The sequence below is a fragment of the Rhizobium sp. 05N430 genome, from assembly GCF_056396985.1.
Window position 1 is genome coordinate 128,395 of sequence record NZ_JBFTMO010000007.1, and the last position, 15,805, is coordinate 144,199.

Annotated in this window: 15 protein-coding genes and 1 pseudogene; 12 read left to right on the top strand and 4 right to left on the bottom strand. The window is 62.5% G+C overall.

Translation table 11 applies throughout. The features are described 5' to 3' along the window. The first annotated feature begins 30 nt into the window (after positions 1-30). From cysS to rarD, 7 genes are all read left to right on the top strand, one after another. Positions 31-1,407: a cysteine--tRNA ligase gene (gene cysS, locus AC1DJO_RS16455; RefSeq protein ID WP_477971786.1), complete on the top strand. Its 1,377-nt coding sequence runs from the start codon at positions 31-33 to the stop codon at positions 1,405-1,407. A gap of 205 nt (positions 1,408-1,612) precedes the next feature. After that, the gene (locus tag AC1DJO_RS16460) at positions 1,613-2,089 is read left to right on the top strand and encodes a GFA family protein (protein WP_477971788.1); all 477 of its coding nucleotides are present in this window, start codon (positions 1,613-1,615) and stop codon (positions 2,087-2,089) included. Further along, a complete protein-coding gene (locus tag AC1DJO_RS16465) occupies positions 2,086-2,574 on the top strand; it encodes a GFA family protein (RefSeq protein WP_477971790.1) in 489 nt (162 codons plus the stop codon). The genes AC1DJO_RS16460 and AC1DJO_RS16465 overlap by 4 nt, the downstream gene beginning before the upstream one ends. After that, entirely contained in the window at positions 2,571-3,047 is a 477-nt protein-coding gene (locus AC1DJO_RS16470; protein WP_477971792.1) for a GFA family protein, read from the top strand. Before AC1DJO_RS16465 ends, AC1DJO_RS16470 begins: the two co-directional genes overlap by 4 nt. Then, positions 3,044-4,003: a prolyl aminopeptidase gene (gene pip / locus AC1DJO_RS16475; protein WP_477971794.1), complete on the top strand. Its 960-nt coding sequence runs from the start codon at positions 3,044-3,046 to the stop codon at positions 4,001-4,003. The genes AC1DJO_RS16470 and pip overlap by 4 nt, the downstream gene beginning before the upstream one ends. A 363-nt stretch (positions 4,004-4,366) precedes the next feature. Then, positions 4,367-5,983, top strand: coding sequence for a citramalate synthase (gene cimA, locus AC1DJO_RS16480; RefSeq protein ID WP_477971796.1), 1,617 nt, complete (start codon positions 4,367-4,369; stop codon positions 5,981-5,983). Between the two features lie 118 nt (positions 5,984-6,101). Continuing rightward, positions 6,102-7,016, top strand: a complete 915-nt coding sequence (rarD, locus tag AC1DJO_RS16485) for an EamA family transporter RarD (protein WP_477971798.1) — start codon at positions 6,102-6,104, stop codon at positions 7,014-7,016. A 15-nt stretch (positions 7,017-7,031) separates the two neighbouring features. On the opposite strand, the gene AC1DJO_RS16490 is transcribed toward rarD, so the two are convergent. Beyond that, positions 7,032-7,655, bottom strand: coding sequence for an LOG family protein (locus tag AC1DJO_RS16490; protein ID WP_477971800.1), 624 nt, complete (start codon positions 7,653-7,655; stop codon positions 7,032-7,034). A 155-nt stretch (positions 7,656-7,810) separates the two neighbouring features. On the opposite strand from AC1DJO_RS16490, the gene AC1DJO_RS16495 reads away from it, so the two are divergent. The 5 genes and pseudogenes from AC1DJO_RS16495 to AC1DJO_RS16515 all read left to right on the top strand — a co-directional run bounded on the left by AC1DJO_RS16495 (position 7,811) and on the right by AC1DJO_RS16515 (position 13,995). Then, positions 7,811-9,892 carry a LysM peptidoglycan-binding domain-containing protein gene (locus tag AC1DJO_RS16495; protein ID WP_477971802.1) on the top strand — a complete coding sequence of 694 codons (2,082 nt, stop codon included), beginning with the start codon at positions 7,811-7,813 and terminating at the stop codon, positions 9,890-9,892. A 226-nt stretch (positions 9,893-10,118) separates the two neighbouring features. After that, positions 10,119-11,993, top strand: coding sequence for an ABCB family ABC transporter ATP-binding protein/permease (locus AC1DJO_RS16500; RefSeq protein ID WP_477971804.1), 1,875 nt, complete (start codon positions 10,119-10,121; stop codon positions 11,991-11,993). A 136-nt stretch (positions 11,994-12,129) separates the two neighbouring features. Next, a pseudogene (locus tag AC1DJO_RS16505) lies at positions 12,130-12,831 on the top strand (phosphatidylserine decarboxylase); the annotation flags it as partial. A gap of 18 nt (positions 12,832-12,849) precedes the next feature. Then, positions 12,850-13,695 carry a CDP-diacylglycerol--serine O-phosphatidyltransferase gene (gene pssA, locus AC1DJO_RS16510; protein WP_112517094.1) on the top strand — a complete coding sequence of 282 codons (846 nt, stop codon included), beginning with the start codon at positions 12,850-12,852 and terminating at the stop codon, positions 13,693-13,695. A 159-nt stretch (positions 13,696-13,854) separates the two neighbouring features. Next, a complete protein-coding gene (locus AC1DJO_RS16515) occupies positions 13,855-13,995 on the top strand; it encodes a hypothetical protein (protein WP_310298710.1) in 141 nt (46 codons plus the stop codon). On the opposite strand, the gene AC1DJO_RS16520 is transcribed toward AC1DJO_RS16515, so the two are convergent. The 3 genes from AC1DJO_RS16520 to AC1DJO_RS16530 are packed head-to-tail and all read right to left on the bottom strand — an operon-like array spanning position 13,992 to position 15,773. After that, complete coding sequence (locus AC1DJO_RS16520; protein WP_477971806.1) at positions 13,992-14,612, bottom strand: LysE/ArgO family amino acid transporter; 621 nt, start codon at positions 14,610-14,612, stop codon at positions 13,992-13,994. The genes AC1DJO_RS16515 and AC1DJO_RS16520 overlap by 4 nt on opposite strands. A gap of 31 nt (positions 14,613-14,643) precedes the next feature. Further along, the gene (locus AC1DJO_RS16525; protein ID WP_477971808.1) at positions 14,644-15,405 is read right to left on the bottom strand and encodes an SOS response-associated peptidase; all 762 of its coding nucleotides are present in this window, start codon (positions 15,403-15,405) and stop codon (positions 14,644-14,646) included. A gap of 47 nt (positions 15,406-15,452) precedes the next feature. After that, a complete protein-coding gene (locus tag AC1DJO_RS16530) occupies positions 15,453-15,773 on the bottom strand; it encodes a YnfA family protein (protein ID WP_477942185.1) in 321 nt (106 codons plus the stop codon). Positions 15,774-15,805: the final 32 nt, after the last annotated feature.

A 15,805-nucleotide genomic window follows, 5' to 3' on the forward strand; every position in this document is an offset into this window, starting at 1 on the left:
TTTCGGAACATTGCATTGGGAGAACAAGACATGGCCGGTCAGGCTGAACTTCGACTGTACAACACGCTGACGCGCGAAAAGACGGTGTTTGCGCCGATCGATCGCGACAATGTCCGCATGTATGTCTGCGGCCCGACTGTCTATGATTTCGCCCATATCGGCAATGCCCGCCCGGTCATCGTCTTCGACGTGCTGTTCCGGCTGTTACGGCATGTCTATGGCGCCGAAAAGGTCGTCTATGCGCGCAACATCACCGACGTCGACGACAAGATCAACGCCCGCGCCCTGCGCGATTATCCCGGCCTGCCCCTGAACGAGGCGATCCGCCGCGTCACAGAGAAAACCGAGACGCAGTTTCTGGACGACGCCAGATCGCTCGGCTGCCTGGAGCCGACGCATCAGCCGCGGGCGACCGAGAATATCGGCGGGATGATCGAGATCATCGAGAAGCTGCTGGCCAATGGCCACGCCTATCAGGCCGAGGGCGAAGTGCTGTTCGACACCCGCTCGATGCGTGACTACGGCGAGCTGTCGAAGCGCAATCTCGATGAGCAGCAGGCGGGCGCGCGCATCGCCGTCGATGCCCACAAGAAGAACCCCGGCGACTTCGTGCTCTGGAAGCTCTCGTCGCATAACGAACCCGGCTGGGAGAGCCCCTGGGGTCGCGGCCGTCCGGGCTGGCATATCGAGTGCTCAGCGATGAGCCAGCGCTATGTCGGCGAGGTCTTCGACATTCACGGCGGCGGGCTCGACCTGATCTTCCCGCACCATGAAAACGAGATCGCCCAGTCACGCTGCGCCCACGGCACCGAGGTGATGGCGAATGTCTGGATGCATAATGGCTTCCTGCAGGTCGAAGGCCGCAAGATGTCGAAATCCGAAGGCAATTTCGTCACCATCTACGAGCTGCTGCACACCGAAAAATTCGGCGGCCGGACATGGCCGGGCGAAGTGCTGCGGCTGGCGATGCTGATGACGCATTACCGCGAGCCGATCGATTTCTCGATCAAGCGGCTCGAGGAAGCGGAGCGTCTGCTGGCAAAGTGGCCGGCGGTTGATGCCGGAAATGCCGAGCCAGATGCAGCGGTGCTGGCGGCGCTGGCAGATGACCTCAACACGGTCGCCGCTGTGCAGGCGCTGCATGCGCTGGCGCAAGGCGGCGATCCCTCGGTGTTTGCGGCCAGTGCGGCGCTGCTCGGCGTTTTGCCGGAGAAGACGGAGGTGGACGAGGCCGTCGCCCTCGACATCGACCGGCGCGTCGCGGCGCGGCTTGAGCTGTTGAAGGCGAAAAATTTCGCCGAGGCGGACAAGCTGCGTGACGAACTGCTGGCCGAGGGCGTGCAGCTGAAGGACGGCAAGGATGCGGCGAGCGGCGAGCGGGTCACGACTTGGGAGTTGAAGCGGTGAGATCATTGGTCTTGGCCAAATCCCCTCCCCAGCCCCTCCCCACAAGAGGGAGGGGCTTAGCGCTCGCCTCGCCTGGTTCTCACCTTTCAAATTGCGCCGATGCAATGACGATGTCTGCAAGCGGTGCCACAAGTAAGCCCTCCCCCTTGTGGGGAGGGTTGGGAGGGGTCTTTTTTCAGGACCTGGGATCGCGGAGGACGATGCAATGACAGTCTACACCGGCGGATGCCAGTGCGGTGCCGTTCGCTTCCGGGTCGAGGGCGAGCTGACGCATTCGTCGATCTGTCATTGCCGCATGTGCCAGAAGGCTTCGGGCGGCTATTATGCGCCGCTGGTCTCGGCCCGTGGCGCCGAGCTCACCTGGACGCGCGGGGAGCGCAAGCGCTTTAAGTCTTCCAACTTCGCCTGGCGCGGCTTCTGCGGCGATTGCGGTACGCCGCTGACCTATGAGGCGCCGGATGGTCTCGCGATCGCCGCCGGTGCCTTCGACGATCCGGCCGCGCTGCCGCCGACCATCCAGTACGGCATCGAAGCCAAGCTTCCCTTTACCGACAGGCTGCATGATCTGCCGGGCATCCGCACCGAAGATGATCTCGAAGCGGCGGAGTTCATCAACGAGATTGTCTCCTACCAGCACCCGGATCACGACACCTCCGTGTGGCCGCCGGAGGACAGGTCGTGAATGGAACGCGGGACAAGAGCGGTGGCTGCCAGTGCGGCGCGGTGCGCTACCGCACTACCGGCGAGCTCGGCTATCCGCATGTCTGCCATTGCCGCATGTGCCAGAAGGCAGCCGGAAACTATTCGCTGCCGCTCGCCGGTGTCATGCGTTCTGATTTCGACATCACGCGCGGTGAACCGAAATGGTTTCATTCATCCGATCTCGTGCGCCGCGGCTTTTGCGGCGAGTGCGGTACGCCGTTGTTCTACGATGTTCCGGGCGCAGAGTTCATCAACATCACCCTCGGCTCGCTCGACGAGCCGCAATCCGTCAAGCCGGTCGCGCAATCGAACATGGCGAGCAAGATGCGCTGGTCGCATGAGCTCGACAGCCTGCCCGTCGAGTCCGAAGCAGGAAGCAGCGAACGCCAAGACGCGATCGCATCGAGCAACCATCAGCATCCCGACCACGACACCGATCATTGGCCCCCTGGAGCATCAAGATGAGTGAACCCATTCGAACAGGCGGCTGCCAGTGCGGCGCGATCCGTTTCCGCATCTCCGGCAAGCTCGGCCGCCCGTCGATCTGCCATTGCCGCATGTGCCAGAAGCAGTTCGGCGGCTTCTTCTCGGCGCTGGTGACGGCGCCCGAAGACGGCATCGAATGGACGCGCGGCGAGATCAGCTATTTCCAGTCGTCGATCAACATCGAGCGCGGCTTCTGCAGCGATTGCGGCACGCCGATGACCTACCGGCATCCGGGCGGTCTGGAACTGGCGATCGGCAGTTTCGACGAGCGAGACGACCTGCAGCCGCAGGTCCAGGTCAATCATGACGCCCGGCTTCCCTGGATCGAAAAGATCTTCGAGGCGCCGGTACACACGGATCCGGATTTCTACGCGCGGCAGGAGGCGATCATCTCCTTCCAGCATCCCGATCACGATACCGAAAACTGGCCGGCGAAAGGCTTCAAGGCATGACCGAAGTGTTGCGGACGCTCTATCCCGAAATCGAGGCCTATGCGTCGGGCCATCTCGATGTCGGTGACGGCCACAAGATCTACTGGGAACGCTCGGGCACGCCGGGCTCCAAGCCGGCCGTCTTCCTGCATGGCGGCCCGGGCGGCGGCTTCTCGCCGGTGCATCGCCGCCTCTTCGATCCCAAGCTCTACGATGTGACGCTGTTCGACCAGCGCGGCTGCGGCAAGTCCACGCCGCATGCGAACCTCGAGGCCAACACCACCTGGGATCTCGTTGCCGATATCGAACGGCTGCGCGAGATGGCAGGCATCGACAAATGGCAGGTCTTCGGCGGCTCCTGGGGCTCGACGCTGGCGCTTGCCTATGCCGAAAAGCACCCGGAACACGTTTCGGAACTGATCGTGCGCGGCATCTACACGCTGACCAAGGCCGAGCTCGACTGGTACTATCAGTTCGGCGTCTCCGAGATGTTCCCGGACAAGTGGGAGCGCTTCATAGCCCCCATTCCGCCGGACGAGCGCCATGAGATGATGCAGGCCTATAACCGCCGTCTGACCGGTTCGGACCGGGCGGTGGCGCTCGACGCGGCGCATGCCTGGAGCATCTGGGAGGGCGAGACGATCACGCTCTTGCCGGAGAAATCGACCAGCGGCAAATTCGAGGAAGCCGAGTTCGCCTATGCCTTCGCGCGCATCGAGAACCACTTCTTCGTCAATGCAGGCTGGATGGACGAAGGGCAGCTGCTGCGCGATGCGCACAAGCTGAAGGACATTCCGGGCGTCATCGTCCACGGCCGCTACGACATGCCCTGCCCGGCCAAATATGCGTGGCAGCTGCACAAGGCCTGGCCGAAGGCTGAGTTTCATCTGGTCGAGGGCGCGGGCCATGCGTTTTCGGAGCCGGGGATTCTCGATCAGCTGATCCGGGCGACGGACAGGTTTGCGGGGAAGGTGTGAGGTGGCCATCCTCGTCCTTCGAGGCCCTTCGGGCACCTCAGGATGAGGATGGAGAGAGCCTGCCGGGCGCCTCATTTCGAGGACCTTAAGCTTCTCAGGATGAGGACGTAGGTTCACGCCGCCGTGGATCGCGAGCCGGGTGGCACAACGATCAACCCTCATGGTGAGGAGGCCCTAAGGGGCCGTCTCGAACCACGAGGCCGGTGAGCGTGAAGACGACCAAGGCACAATCGCTGCCTGAGAGACATGCGTGCCAGATGGCACAACAACCAGCCCTCATGGTGAGGAGGCCCGCAAGGGCCGTCTCGAACCACGAGGGCGGGTGACAGACACTCAACACCCGCTCAGCCGGGAGGAACGACAATGAGCAGAGAACGCATCTACCTCTTCGACACCACGCTCCGGGACGGACAACAGACCCCCGGGATCGACTTTTCGGTCGAGGACAAGATTGCGATTGCCGCGATGCTCGACGAGTTCGGTCTCGACTATGTCGAGGGTGGCTATCCCGGCGCCAATCCGACTGACACGGCCTTTTTCAGCGAGAAGCGCACCAAGGACGCGCGTTTCGTCGCCTTCGGCATGACCAAGCGTGCGGGGATCTCGACGTCCAACGATCCGGGGCTGGCGACACTGCTGCAGGCCGAGAGCGACGCTATCTGTTTCGTCGCCAAGAGCTGGGACTACCATGTGAAGGTCGCGCTCGGCTGTACCAACGAGGAAAACCTGGAATCGATCGCCGAAAGCGTCAAGGCGGCGGTTTCAGCCGGCAAGGAGGCGATGGTCGATTGCGAGCATTTCTTCGATGGCTACAAGGCCAATCCTGAATATGCCATCGCCTGCGCCAAGACTGCCTATGAGGCCGGCGCGCGCTGGGTGGTGCTCTGCGACACCAATGGCGGCACGCAGCCGCCGGAAATCCGCGCCATCGTCGAGGCGCTGATTTCGGCGGGCGTTCCCGGCGGCTGTCTCGGGATCCATGCGCATAACGATACCGGCCAGGCGGTCGCCAATTCGCTCGCCGCTGTCGAGGCCGGCGTGCGCCAGATCCAGGGCACGCTGAACGGCATTGGCGAACGTTGCGGCAACGCCAATCTGGTGACGCTGATCCCGACGCTGGCGCTGAAAGATACCTATGCGACCCGTTTCGAAACGGCGATCGACGCGGAGCGGTTGCTCAATCTCACCCGCCTGTCGCATGCCTTCGATGAGTTGCTCAACCGCTCGCCCGATCACCAGATGCCCTATGTCGGCGCCTCCGCCTTCGCCACCAAGGCCGGTATCCATGCCTCGGCGCTGCTCAAGGATCCGCGCACCTACGAGCATGTGCAGCCCGAAAGCGTCGGCAATTTCCGCAAGATCATGGTCTCCGACCAAGGCGGCAAGGCGAATTTCATCAATGCCCTGAAGCGCCGCGGCATCGAGGTCGGCAAGGACGATCCGAAGCTCGACCTCTTGATCTCCATCGTCAAGGAGCGCGAGGCCTCCGGCTATGCCTATGAGGGCGCCGATGCCAGCTTCGAGCTGCTTGCCCGCCGCACCCTGGGCACCATCCCGGAATTCTTCGGCATCGATGGTTTCCGGGTGATGATCGAGCGCCGCTTCGACAGCCTCGGCCGCGTTAAGATCGTCTCGGAAGCGGTCGTGAAGATCACGATCGATGGCCAGACGCTGATGTCTGTCGCCGAGGCCGAAGGCCCGGTCAACGCGCTCGACCTCGCGCTGCGAAAGGATTTCGGCAAGTACCAGCATGAGATCGACGACCTCGTGCTCGCCGACTTCAAGGTGCGTATCCTCAACGGCGGCACCGAGGCGATCACCCGCGTGCTGATCGAATCTATCGATTCCAGCGGTGTGCGCTGGTGGACGGTCGGGGTGTCCGAGAACATCATCGACGCCTCGTTCCAGGCGCTGATGGACTCGGTCATCTACAAGCTGATGAAGAACCGGCAGCTGGCGGGGAAGATCGCGGCGGAGTGAGCGTTTTGGCTTCTGGCAAATCAAAACTCCTTCACATCCATTCACGGAAATGAATTGGCCTATTCATGGCGGTTAGGTTAGAGCGGGCTCCATAACGATAAATTATGGAAACGCCCCCATGTCCGTCGATGCGACCGCGCCGATCATCAAGAACGAAGACAGCCCGCGCGGCTTTGCCTTCGCGCTGACTGCCTATCTGCTGTGGGGGCTGCTGCCGATCTACATGAAGGCGCTGTCGCATATTTCGCCGGCCGAGGTTATCGCGCATCGTGTTCTCTGGTCGGTTCCGATCGCAGGCCTCGTGCTTCTTGTGCTTGGCCGCACGCAAGAAATCCGTGATGCGCTGCGCTCGCCGCGATTGATCGCGATGGCGACGCTGACCGCCGCTCTCATCACCGTCAACTGGGGCACCTATGTCTGGGCGATCGGCGCCGGGCACTCGCTGGATGCGGCGATGGGCTATTTCATCAATCCGCTGATCAGCATCTTCATGGGCTCGGTTCTGTTGAAGGAAAAGCTGCGGCCGCTGCAGATCGCGGCGATCGGCCTTGCTGCCATTGCCGTCGTTGTGCTCGCCTTCGATGGCGGCGGTCTGCCGTGGATCGCGCTGACGCTCGCCTTCAGCTGGGCCTTTTACGCCTTCTTTCGCAAGACGCTGCCGCTCGGTCCGAACCAGGGTTTTCTGCTCGAAGTGCTGATCCTCAGCGTCCCCGCGATCCTCTACATCCTCTACCTGGAGCTCGTGACCGGCGAAGGCCATTTCATTGAGACCGGCTGGAGCGATACCGCCCTCCTCCTCGGTTGCGGCCTCATCACTGCCGCGCCGCTGATGATCTATGCCAATGGCGCCAAGCTTCTGAAGCTCTCGACCATCGGCATCATGCAGTATATCGCCCCGACGATGATCTTCCTGATCGCCATCTTCGCCTTCCACGAGCCGCTCGGCACGGCGCGGATGATCGCCTTCCCGCTGATCTGGGCGGGCCTGGTGCTCTACACAGTGTCGATGCTGAATGCGACGCGCGGGCGCTGAGGCGCCCGCTTACCATCACATTTTCGAAAGAACCTCGTCCTCGCCGCCACGATCGGCGGCGATTTCGGCCGCCTGCGCCATGATCGCCGGAACGATATCGGCGATGTTGTCGATCACGAGCGGCTGAACGCGATGGGCCGTGTGAATGAAGCCCTCGTCCGTCATATGCTTCAAGAGCTCCATCATCGGATCCCAGAAGCCGTTGATATTGGCGAAAACCATCGACTTTTCGTGACGGGCGAGCTGCGCCCAGGTCATGATCTCGACGATCTCCTCCAGCGTGCCGATACCGCCCGGAAGCGCCACGAACGCGTCGGAGCGCTCGAACATCATGTGTTTGCGCGCATGCATGTCCGGCGTTACAATCAGTTCGTTGAGCTGGCCGAGAGAATGGCGCGTCGCTTCCATGTCGATCAGGAATTCCGGGATGATCCCCGTCACCTGACCGCCCGCCGAAAGCACGCCGCTGGCAACCGCCCCCATGATGCCTTTGGTGCCGCCGCCGTAGATGAGCCTTAACCCATATTCGGCAATTTCCTTGCCGAGCGTGCGTCCGGCAGTCATGTATGCAGCGTCGCGTCCCGGCCTGGAGCCGCAGTAGACGCAGATGGATTTTATCGAGTGTGATTGATCGGTCATTGGGCCAAACAACTATTCCGGGGCTGAGCAGTCAAGAAAAATGAGGCAAAACCTACGTCTTAAGCGTAGGTGACGGGCTTGGATGCTTGTGAAAAGCACAGGGAATCGCTAGCAATTTCTGATTACTACGGCACATTGCCGCCTGGGGAGAATGAATGATGAGAAACCGCGCCGGCTTGCTGGCCCTCGCAGTGCTTGCAATTGCAATCCTTTTGATGGTCTTCGTGGTGATGCCCCGGATCGGCGGAGACGCGTCAAAAGTTGGTGATGCGATCAATCAGGCTGGCTCCGAAGTCAAGAATACGGTCGAAGAAGCCGGCAAGACGGCCCGTAACGCCGTTGCCGACGCTGCTGAAACCACCGGAAAGGTCGGCCGCCTGACGGCTGACGCCGGACAGTCTCTCACGGAACTTAAGGCGCTGTTTGCCGACGGCAAGACCCCGGCTGCCGATGCGCTCACAGCCGCCAAGACCAAGGCGACCGGCGCGCTGCAGGCGATTGCCAATTTCGCCGCGCCTGAGGGTATCGACCCGGCAACCTCTGCCATCATCACCAAGGCCAAGGACGGCGCTGCGAAGGCACTGGCGACGATCCAGGCGCTGCCTGAAAATGCTGCAGACGCGCTCGCCGCCCTCCTCAAGGCCGAAGCCGAACTGACGGGCGCTCCGGCCGCCCAGCCTGCCGCAACACAGCCCGCGGCCGACGCTACGGCCCAGCAGCCGGCAGCCAACGCGAATGCTCCGGCAACCGCGGCTCCTGCCGCCACCGATCAGGCCAATGCCGGCCCGAAGGTTCCCGCCTTCGACGTTCTGCGCGTCGAGCCGGACGGCTCCACCGTCATTGCCGGCTCGGCTGAGCCGAACGGCAAGCTCGAAGTCGTCGATGGCGACAAGGTGGTCACCACGACCGATGTCGGCCCCTCCGGCGACTTCGCAGCCGTGCTCGACAATCCGCTCGGCCCCGGCGATCACCAGCTGGTGCTGAAGGTCACCGGCAAGGACGGCAAGGTTCAGACCTCGGAAGAAGTCGCGACAGTTTCCGTGCCGAAGGATGGCAGCGGTGCCGAGCTGCTGGCCATGGTTTCCAAGCCGGGTGAAGCAAGCCGCATCATCACCGCTCCGAAGGCCGAGCAGCAGACCGCTGCGGCAACGCCTGCAGCAAACGGTGCAACACCCGCCCTGCCCGCAGCTTCCACCGATATCGCCAACACCGCACCGGCCGTTCCGGCAACGCCGGCTGAAGTCATGGTCAATGCGGTCGAGATCGAAGGCAACAAGATCTTCGTTGCAGGCACGGCCAAGGCCAATGCAAACGTGCTCGCCTATGCGGACGACAAGCTGATCGGCAAGGCGAAGGCCGGTGGCGACGGCCACTTCGTCATCGACGGCGCGATGGATCTCGCCGTCGGCGATCACAAGATCCGCGTCGATGTCGTCGATGGTTCGGGCAAGGTTCTCGTGCGCGCCGCCGTCAACTTCAACCGTCCGGAAGGCGACCAGGTCACCGTCGCAGCGCAGACCGCTGCGCCTGCCACGGGCGCAGCCACCACCGCACCGTCGATGGTGCCGCTCGAAGAGGGTGAACTGACCAAGCTGCGCATGGATGCCGGCAAGGCGTTCGCGCTGCTGAAGGGTCTGTTTGCCGATGCCAAGGTGCCGGGAGCCGAACAGCTCGCCGCCGCCCGCTCGGCAACCGAATTCGCGCTGCGCTCGATCTCCGAGTTCCGTCCGTCGGTGGATGCCGGCGCGCCGTTCAAGGAAACGGCAGCAAAGGCGTCGCAGTCGGCGGCATCCGCATTGTCGACGCTGCAGGCCCTGCCCCGCGATGCGAAATCGGTCGGTGCAGCACTCGAAAAGCTGTCGGCGATGATCGATACGCTGACCACCGTTCCGGCCGCTCCCGCAGCGCCGGCTCAGGCTCCGGCGACGGCCGCCGCACCTGCTCCCGCCACCAACGAAGTGGCGTCGGGCAACAGCAGCGAGCCGAAGACGATCGAACAGGCGCCGCTGACGACGAGCAACAACACCGTCATCATCCGCCGCGGCGATACGCTCTGGCAGATCTCGCGCCGCGTCTATGGCGCGGGCGTGCGCTACACGACGATCTACATGGCCAACGAGGACGAGATCAAAAACCCCGATCGCATCCTGCCCGGCCAGATCTTCGGCGTTCCGAAGGACGCGCTGCCGAATTCGGAAGAGCTGCATCGCAAGCTGAAGGCGGGCGAACACCTCTAACCGGTTCGAAAGATCTGTGATCATTGATAAAGGCCGGGCGAATATAGCGCCCGGCCTTTTCTCTTTGCCGGTTTGCCGTTGCATTCGCCGCCGTCAAATCCTATGTGGCGGGGGACGGCGAGACTGTCTGGCGGAGGTCCTCGAAAGGGCCGTTCCGCCTTTTGCAATTGCCGCTATCGAAACGATGCATTCGTGGTCAAAGCCCACCCCCGGGCTGGAGATGGGCATGGCAAACAAGACGGTTTCTGATTCCAACCTGCTGCGCACGCTGTTCAATCTCTGGCCCTATATGTGGCCGAATGAGCGGCCGGACCTGAAGATGCGCGTCGTCTGGGCCTCGGTCTACCTGCTGATCTCTAAATTCGTGCTGCTGCTCGTCCCCTATTTCTTCAAGTGGTCGACGGATGCGCTGAACGGCAAGACCGATCTCCACACCAGTCTTCCGCCGCTGCTGACGGGCGCGATCGCGCTGATCATCGCCTATAACCTCACGCGGCTGATCCAGCTGGCGCTCAACCAGCTGCGCGACGCGCTGTTTGCCAGCGTCGGCCAGTATGCGGTGCGCAAGCTCGCCTTCAAGACCTTCGTGCATATGCACGAGCTGTCGCTGCGCTTCCATCTGGAGCGCAAGACCGGCGGCCTGTCACGCATCATCGAGCGCGGCACCAAGGGCATCGAGACGATCGTCCGCTTCACGATCCTGAACTCGGTACCGACGGTCATCGAATTCCTGCTGACCGCCTTCATCTTCTGGTGGGGCTACGGCTTCTCCTATCTCGCCGTTACCGCCTTCACGGTCTGGGCCTATATCTGGTTCACGATCCGCGCCAGCGACTGGCGCATCTCCATCCGCCGGTCGATGAACGACAGCGATACCGACGCCAATACCAAGGCGATCGATTCCCTCCTCAACTTCGAAACCGTCAAATATTTCGGCAACGAGGAGATGGAGGCCAAGCGCTTCGACAAGTCGATGGAGAAATACGAGAAGGCGGCGACCGACGTCTGGACCTCGCTCGGCTGGCTGAACTTCGGCCAGGGCGTGATCTTCGGTCTCGGCACCACCGTCATGCTGGTTCTCTCGGGCCTTGCCGTGCAGCGCGGCGAACAGACGGTCGGCGACTTCGTCTTCGTCAACTCGATGCTGCTGCAGCTTGCCGTGCCGCTGAATTTCATCGGCTTCGTCTATCGCGAAATCCGCCAGGGCCTCACCGACATCGAGCAGATGTTCGATCTTCTGGAAGTGAAGGCCGAGGTGACGGATGCGCCGGATGCCAAGCCGCTTTCGATCGCGCAGGGCGCCATCAGCTTCAAGGACGTGCATTTCGCCTACGATGCGGCGCGGCCGATCCTGAAGGGCATTTCCTTCGATGTCCCGGCGGGCAAGACGGTGGCCGTCGTCGGTCCCTCGGGCGCCGGCAAGTCGACGCTGTCGCGCCTGCTCTACCGATTCTACGATATCCAGAGCGGGGCGATCACCGTCGATGGCCAGGATATCCGCGGACTGACGCAGAAGAGCCTGCGCTCGGCGATCGGCATGGTTCCGCAGGATACCGTGCTCTTCAACGACACCGTCGCTTATAACATCCGCTATGGCCGCCCCGGCGCCAGCGAAGCCGAGGTAAAGACCGCGGCGGAGATCGCGCAAATCGCCCATTTCATCGATCTTCTGCCTGAGGGTTTCGAGACCAAGGTCGGCGAACGCGGGCTGAAGCTCTCGGGTGGGGAAAAGCAGCGCGTGGCGATCGCCCGGACCGTTTTGAAGGCGCCGCCGATCCTGATCCTCGACGAAGCGACATCGGCGCTCGACACGACGACCGAAGGCGAAATCCAGACGGCACTCGACGCCGTCTCGAAAAACCGCACGACGCTTGTCATCGCCCACCGCCTGTCGACCGTCATCGGCGCCGACGAGATCATCGTCTTGAAGAGCGGCGAGATCGCCGAGCGCGGAACGCATGCGGCGCTGCTCGCCAAGGACGGTCTCTACGCCTCGATGTGGAACCGCCAGCGCGAGGCGACACAGGCCGAGGAACATCTGAAGCAGGTGCGCGAGAGCGACGATCTGGGCGTTGTCACGCGCCTTGCTCCTGCCACTTAACCACCTGAACAAAACGGCCGATCCGCCGTTTTGCTGTTTAGAACCCTTTCATGAAGGCCGCCGCAGCGGCCACGGCATTGCCCCGGCCGGAGTTTTTCTATAACCAGCGGTAACGAAAAAACCGAGGAGACCGGCGCATATGAGCCTGCTTGATACCGTTCGAAACACCATCGTTCCGGTCCATAAGGAAGGCTATCCCTTTGTCGCCGCCTTCTTCGTCGCATCGCTGCTGCTTGGCTGGCTGTTCAAGCCGCTGTTCTGGGTCGGCCTGATCCTGACGCTGTGGTGCGCCTACTTCTTCCGCGACCCCGAGCGCATGACGCCGCAGGACGACGATCTGGTCATCTCGCCTGCTGACGGCAAGGTCTCGTCGATCCAGATGGTGACGCCGCCGGCCGAGCTCAATCTCGGCAGCGAGCCGATGCTGCGCATCTCCGTGTTCATGAACGTCTTCAACTGCCATGTGAACCGGTCCCCGGTGCGCGGCCGCATCGTCAGCATCAATTACCGCTCCGGCAGCTTCGTGAATGCCGAACTCGACAAGGCCAGCGAGGACAACGAGCGCAACGGCCTCGTCATCGAAACCGCCCATGGCAATATCGGCGTTGTGCAGATCGCCGGTCTGGTCGCGCGGCGCATTATCTGCTGGGCGAACACCAACGAGCCGCTGGCCGCCGGCGAGCGCTTCGGCCTGATCCGCTTCGGTTCGCGCCTCGACGTCTTCCTGCCTGCCGGTTCGGCGCCGCGCGTCGCGCTCGGCCAGACGGCGATTGCCGGTGAGACGGTGCTTGCCGAATTCGCCTCCGCCAAGGGTCCTGTCATCAGCCGCCGCAGCTAAGACGATCAGGAGCGCCACATGGAGACGCCTTTTCCGCCTTTCGAACCCAACGGCCCGAACGATTCAGCGCGCGGGCCGAGACTGCGTGAAATTCCGCTCCGGCTGGTCGTTCCCAATCTCATCACCATCCTGGCGATCTGCGCCGGCCTGACCGGCATCCGTCTTGCCTTCGAAGGGCGCTACGAGCTTGCCGTGATGATGGTGTTGCTCGCCGCCTTCCTCGACGGCATCGACGGACGTATCGCCCGGCTGATGAAGGCAACGTCGAAATTCGGCGCGCAGATGGATTCGCTGGCCGACATCGTCAATTTCGGTGTTGCCCCTGCCCTCGTCGTTTATGTCTATGCACTAGACCAAGCCCGCTCGATCGGCTGGATCGCGGCACTGATCTACACGATCGCGGCCGGCCTGCGGCTTGCGCGTTTCAACGTCATGTCGGAGCGCGAAAACCGTGCACCCTGGCAGTCGGAATATTTCGTCGGCGTGCCGGCCCCTGCCGGCGCCATGCTGGTGCTGCTGCCCGTCTATCTCGGCTTCCTGGGGATGGAGAGCGACCGGCTGTTTGCCTATATCTCTTCGGCCTACACCGTGCTGATCGCCTTCCTGCTGATCAGCCGCCTGCCGGTCTGGTCCGGCAAGCAGGAGGGCAGCAAGCTGCGCCGCGATCTGGTGCTGCCGCTGATGCTCGGCGTCGTTCTCTATGTCGCGCTGCTGATGAGCTTTACCTGGGAAATCATGGTCTTCACCGTGGTGATCTACCTCATCTCCCTGCCCTTCGGCGCCCACCGCTGGAAGAAGAAATACGGCACGCTGACGATCGAGGAACCCGGTGTCGGCGAAGACGACATGGGCCGCCACATCTGAGATTTAATTAGCACGCTACCCAAGCGTGCTTTTCTGCATCAAGCCTCGCGCAAAGTTTTCGCCTTACACACTTCCTGATGATCGATGCCTCTCTTTTGTCGTTTTTCGCGACAAAAGAGCAAATCAGAACACATCCAGGGAACACGTAAGGAGAGTACCGTGACCTCGAAGAAAACTGGTGCAGCGGAACAGCCGGCCAAGCAGGATCTCAGCACCCACTACCGCCCGCTCGGCCTGAAGGCCGTACTGGCAGCAGCACTGATGCTGAAAAAGCCTGCCCTCATCAAGAAGCCTGCTTAAGCAGCGAGGAAGCGCCAGAGCAGGCTGATTGCCAGCAGGCTCATGACGACGCCGATGATGACGTCGAGAACCCGCCAGGCGGCGGTTTTTGCAAAGACCGGCTGCAGCAGCCGCGCTCCATATCCCAGACCAAAGAACCAGACGAAGGATGCAACTGCGGCGCCCGCGCCGTACGCGATCCGGTCCTGCCCCTGATAGGCGGCCGACAGGCTGCCGAGCAGCACCACCGTATCCAGATAGACATGCGGATTGAGGAAGGTGAAGGCGAGGCAGGTGGCAACCGCCGCCTTCAGCCCCAGCGCCTGCGGCGATCCCGCCTGCATGGCGCCCGGATGCAGCGCCCGGCGAAAGGCCATGAAGGCGTAGGAGCCGAGGAAGACGGCGCCGCCGAGCGTGACCACCGAAATCAGCACCGGCGATTGCGATACCAGCGTGCCGAGACCGCCGACGCCGGCGGCGATCAGCAGCGCATCGGACAGCGCGCAGATCAGGCAGAGAATGAAGACATGCGAGCGCAACAGCCCCTGGCGAAGAATGAAGGCATTCTGCGCGCCGATGGCGATGATCAGAGATGCGCCGAGGAAGAAGCCCGAAAGGGCAGCCGAAATCGAGATCATAGTATGGTCCGGGAAATGAGAGAATTTTGGATCAGAAGAAGCTGAGCTGCCCGTCGCCGGGCTTGGCGGCAACAGGCTTCGGGGGCTTTTCGAGGACGACAGGCGTCTGCAGGTCCTCACCCATGTTCGAAACCTTGTTGACCTTGTCGGACACCGGGATCGCTTCGAAGAAGTCTTCTTCCACCGGCTTCATCAGATCGGCAACCTCGCGCGGCTCCTGCGTCTTGCAATCCAGCCAGCGGGAAAAGTCCTCGGGCTTGATGACGACAGGCATTCGGTCATGGATCGGCGCGATCGCCGAGTTGGCTGCGGTCGTGAGAATCGCGCCGGTATCGACTTCCGAGCCGTCGGCGGATGCCCAGGTCTCCATCAATCCGGCAAAAGCGACGATGCCGCCATGCTTCGGCTTGATCCAATAGGCCTGCGATTTCTCGCCGCTTTCCTTCGATGGACGATGCCATTCGTAGAAGCCGCTCGCGGGAACCAGAACGCGGCGGTGACGCATGGCGGCGCGGAACGATGCCTTGCCGATCGCCGTCTCCGAACGCGCATTGATCAGCAGCGGAAACTGCTTGGGATCCTTGACCCAGGAGGGCGTGAAACCCCAGCGCACGAGGACGGCGCGGCGATCCGGCTGATTGCTGCCCTTCTCCGGCGTCTCGCCTGAGACGACGACGAGGATCGGCTGCGTCGGGGCGATATTGTAGCGCGCCGGAAAGTCCTCCAGCTCGACCACTCCCAGCAGGTCCTGCAGCTCTTCCGGCGTCAATGTCAGGGCATAGCGTCCGCACATGAGATTGTCTTTGCACCCCGTCAGGCGACGGTCAAGGGTCGGTTGCGTCAGCTGCGCGGCGCAAAGAGGATGATCGCCGTGCCCGCCAGGCAGACCGCCGCGCCGCCGATATCCCAGCGATCGGGCACCCGGTTTTCGGCCAGCCAGAGCCAGAGGATCGACGCGGCGATATAGATGCCGCCATAAGCCGCGAAGGTGCGCCCGGCCGCCTCGCTGGGCACGAGCGTCAGCAGCCAGGCAAACAGCGCCAGCGACACCATGCCGGGCGCCAGCCACCAGACGGACTTGCCCATTTTCAGCCAGGCCCAGAAGGCAAAGCAGCCGGCGATCTCGAAGAGTGCAGCAAAGGCATAGATCAGGTAGGTCAGCGGTCTTTCCTTCGAATCGAACGTCCGGTACT

What these genes read in the sequence shown, in the direction of transcription:
- pip (WP_477971794.1), top strand. Translation starts at nt 3,044, where the DNA reads ATGACCGAAGTGTTGCGGACGCTCTATCCCGAAATCGAGGCCTATGCG.
- AC1DJO_RS16525 (WP_477971808.1), bottom strand. Translation starts at nt 15,405, where the DNA reads ATGTGCGGACGCTATGCCCTGACATTGACGCCGGAAGAGCTGCAGGAC.
- AC1DJO_RS16500 (WP_477971804.1), top strand. Translation starts at nt 10,119, where the DNA reads ATGGCAAACAAGACGGTTTCTGATTCCAACCTGCTGCGCACGCTGTTC.
- AC1DJO_RS16460 (WP_477971788.1), top strand. Translation starts at nt 1,613, where the DNA reads ATGACAGTCTACACCGGCGGATGCCAGTGCGGTGCCGTTCGCTTCCGG.
- AC1DJO_RS16520 (WP_477971806.1), bottom strand. Translation starts at nt 14,612, where the DNA reads ATGATCTCGATTTCGGCTGCCCTTTCGGGCTTCTTCCTCGGCGCATCT.
- cysS (WP_477971786.1), top strand. Translation starts at nt 31, where the DNA reads ATGGCCGGTCAGGCTGAACTTCGACTGTACAACACGCTGACGCGCGAA.
- AC1DJO_RS16490 (WP_477971800.1), bottom strand. Translation starts at nt 7,655, where the DNA reads ATGACCGATCAATCACACTCGATAAAATCCATCTGCGTCTACTGCGGC.
- AC1DJO_RS16495 (WP_477971802.1), top strand. Translation starts at nt 7,811, where the DNA reads ATGATGAGAAACCGCGCCGGCTTGCTGGCCCTCGCAGTGCTTGCAATT.
- cimA (WP_477971796.1), top strand. Translation starts at nt 4,367, where the DNA reads ATGAGCAGAGAACGCATCTACCTCTTCGACACCACGCTCCGGGACGGA.
- AC1DJO_RS16470 (WP_477971792.1), top strand. Translation starts at nt 2,571, where the DNA reads ATGAGTGAACCCATTCGAACAGGCGGCTGCCAGTGCGGCGCGATCCGT.
- pssA (WP_112517094.1), top strand. Translation starts at nt 12,850, where the DNA reads ATGGAGACGCCTTTTCCGCCTTTCGAACCCAACGGCCCGAACGATTCA.
- rarD (WP_477971798.1), top strand. Translation starts at nt 6,102, where the DNA reads ATGTCCGTCGATGCGACCGCGCCGATCATCAAGAACGAAGACAGCCCG.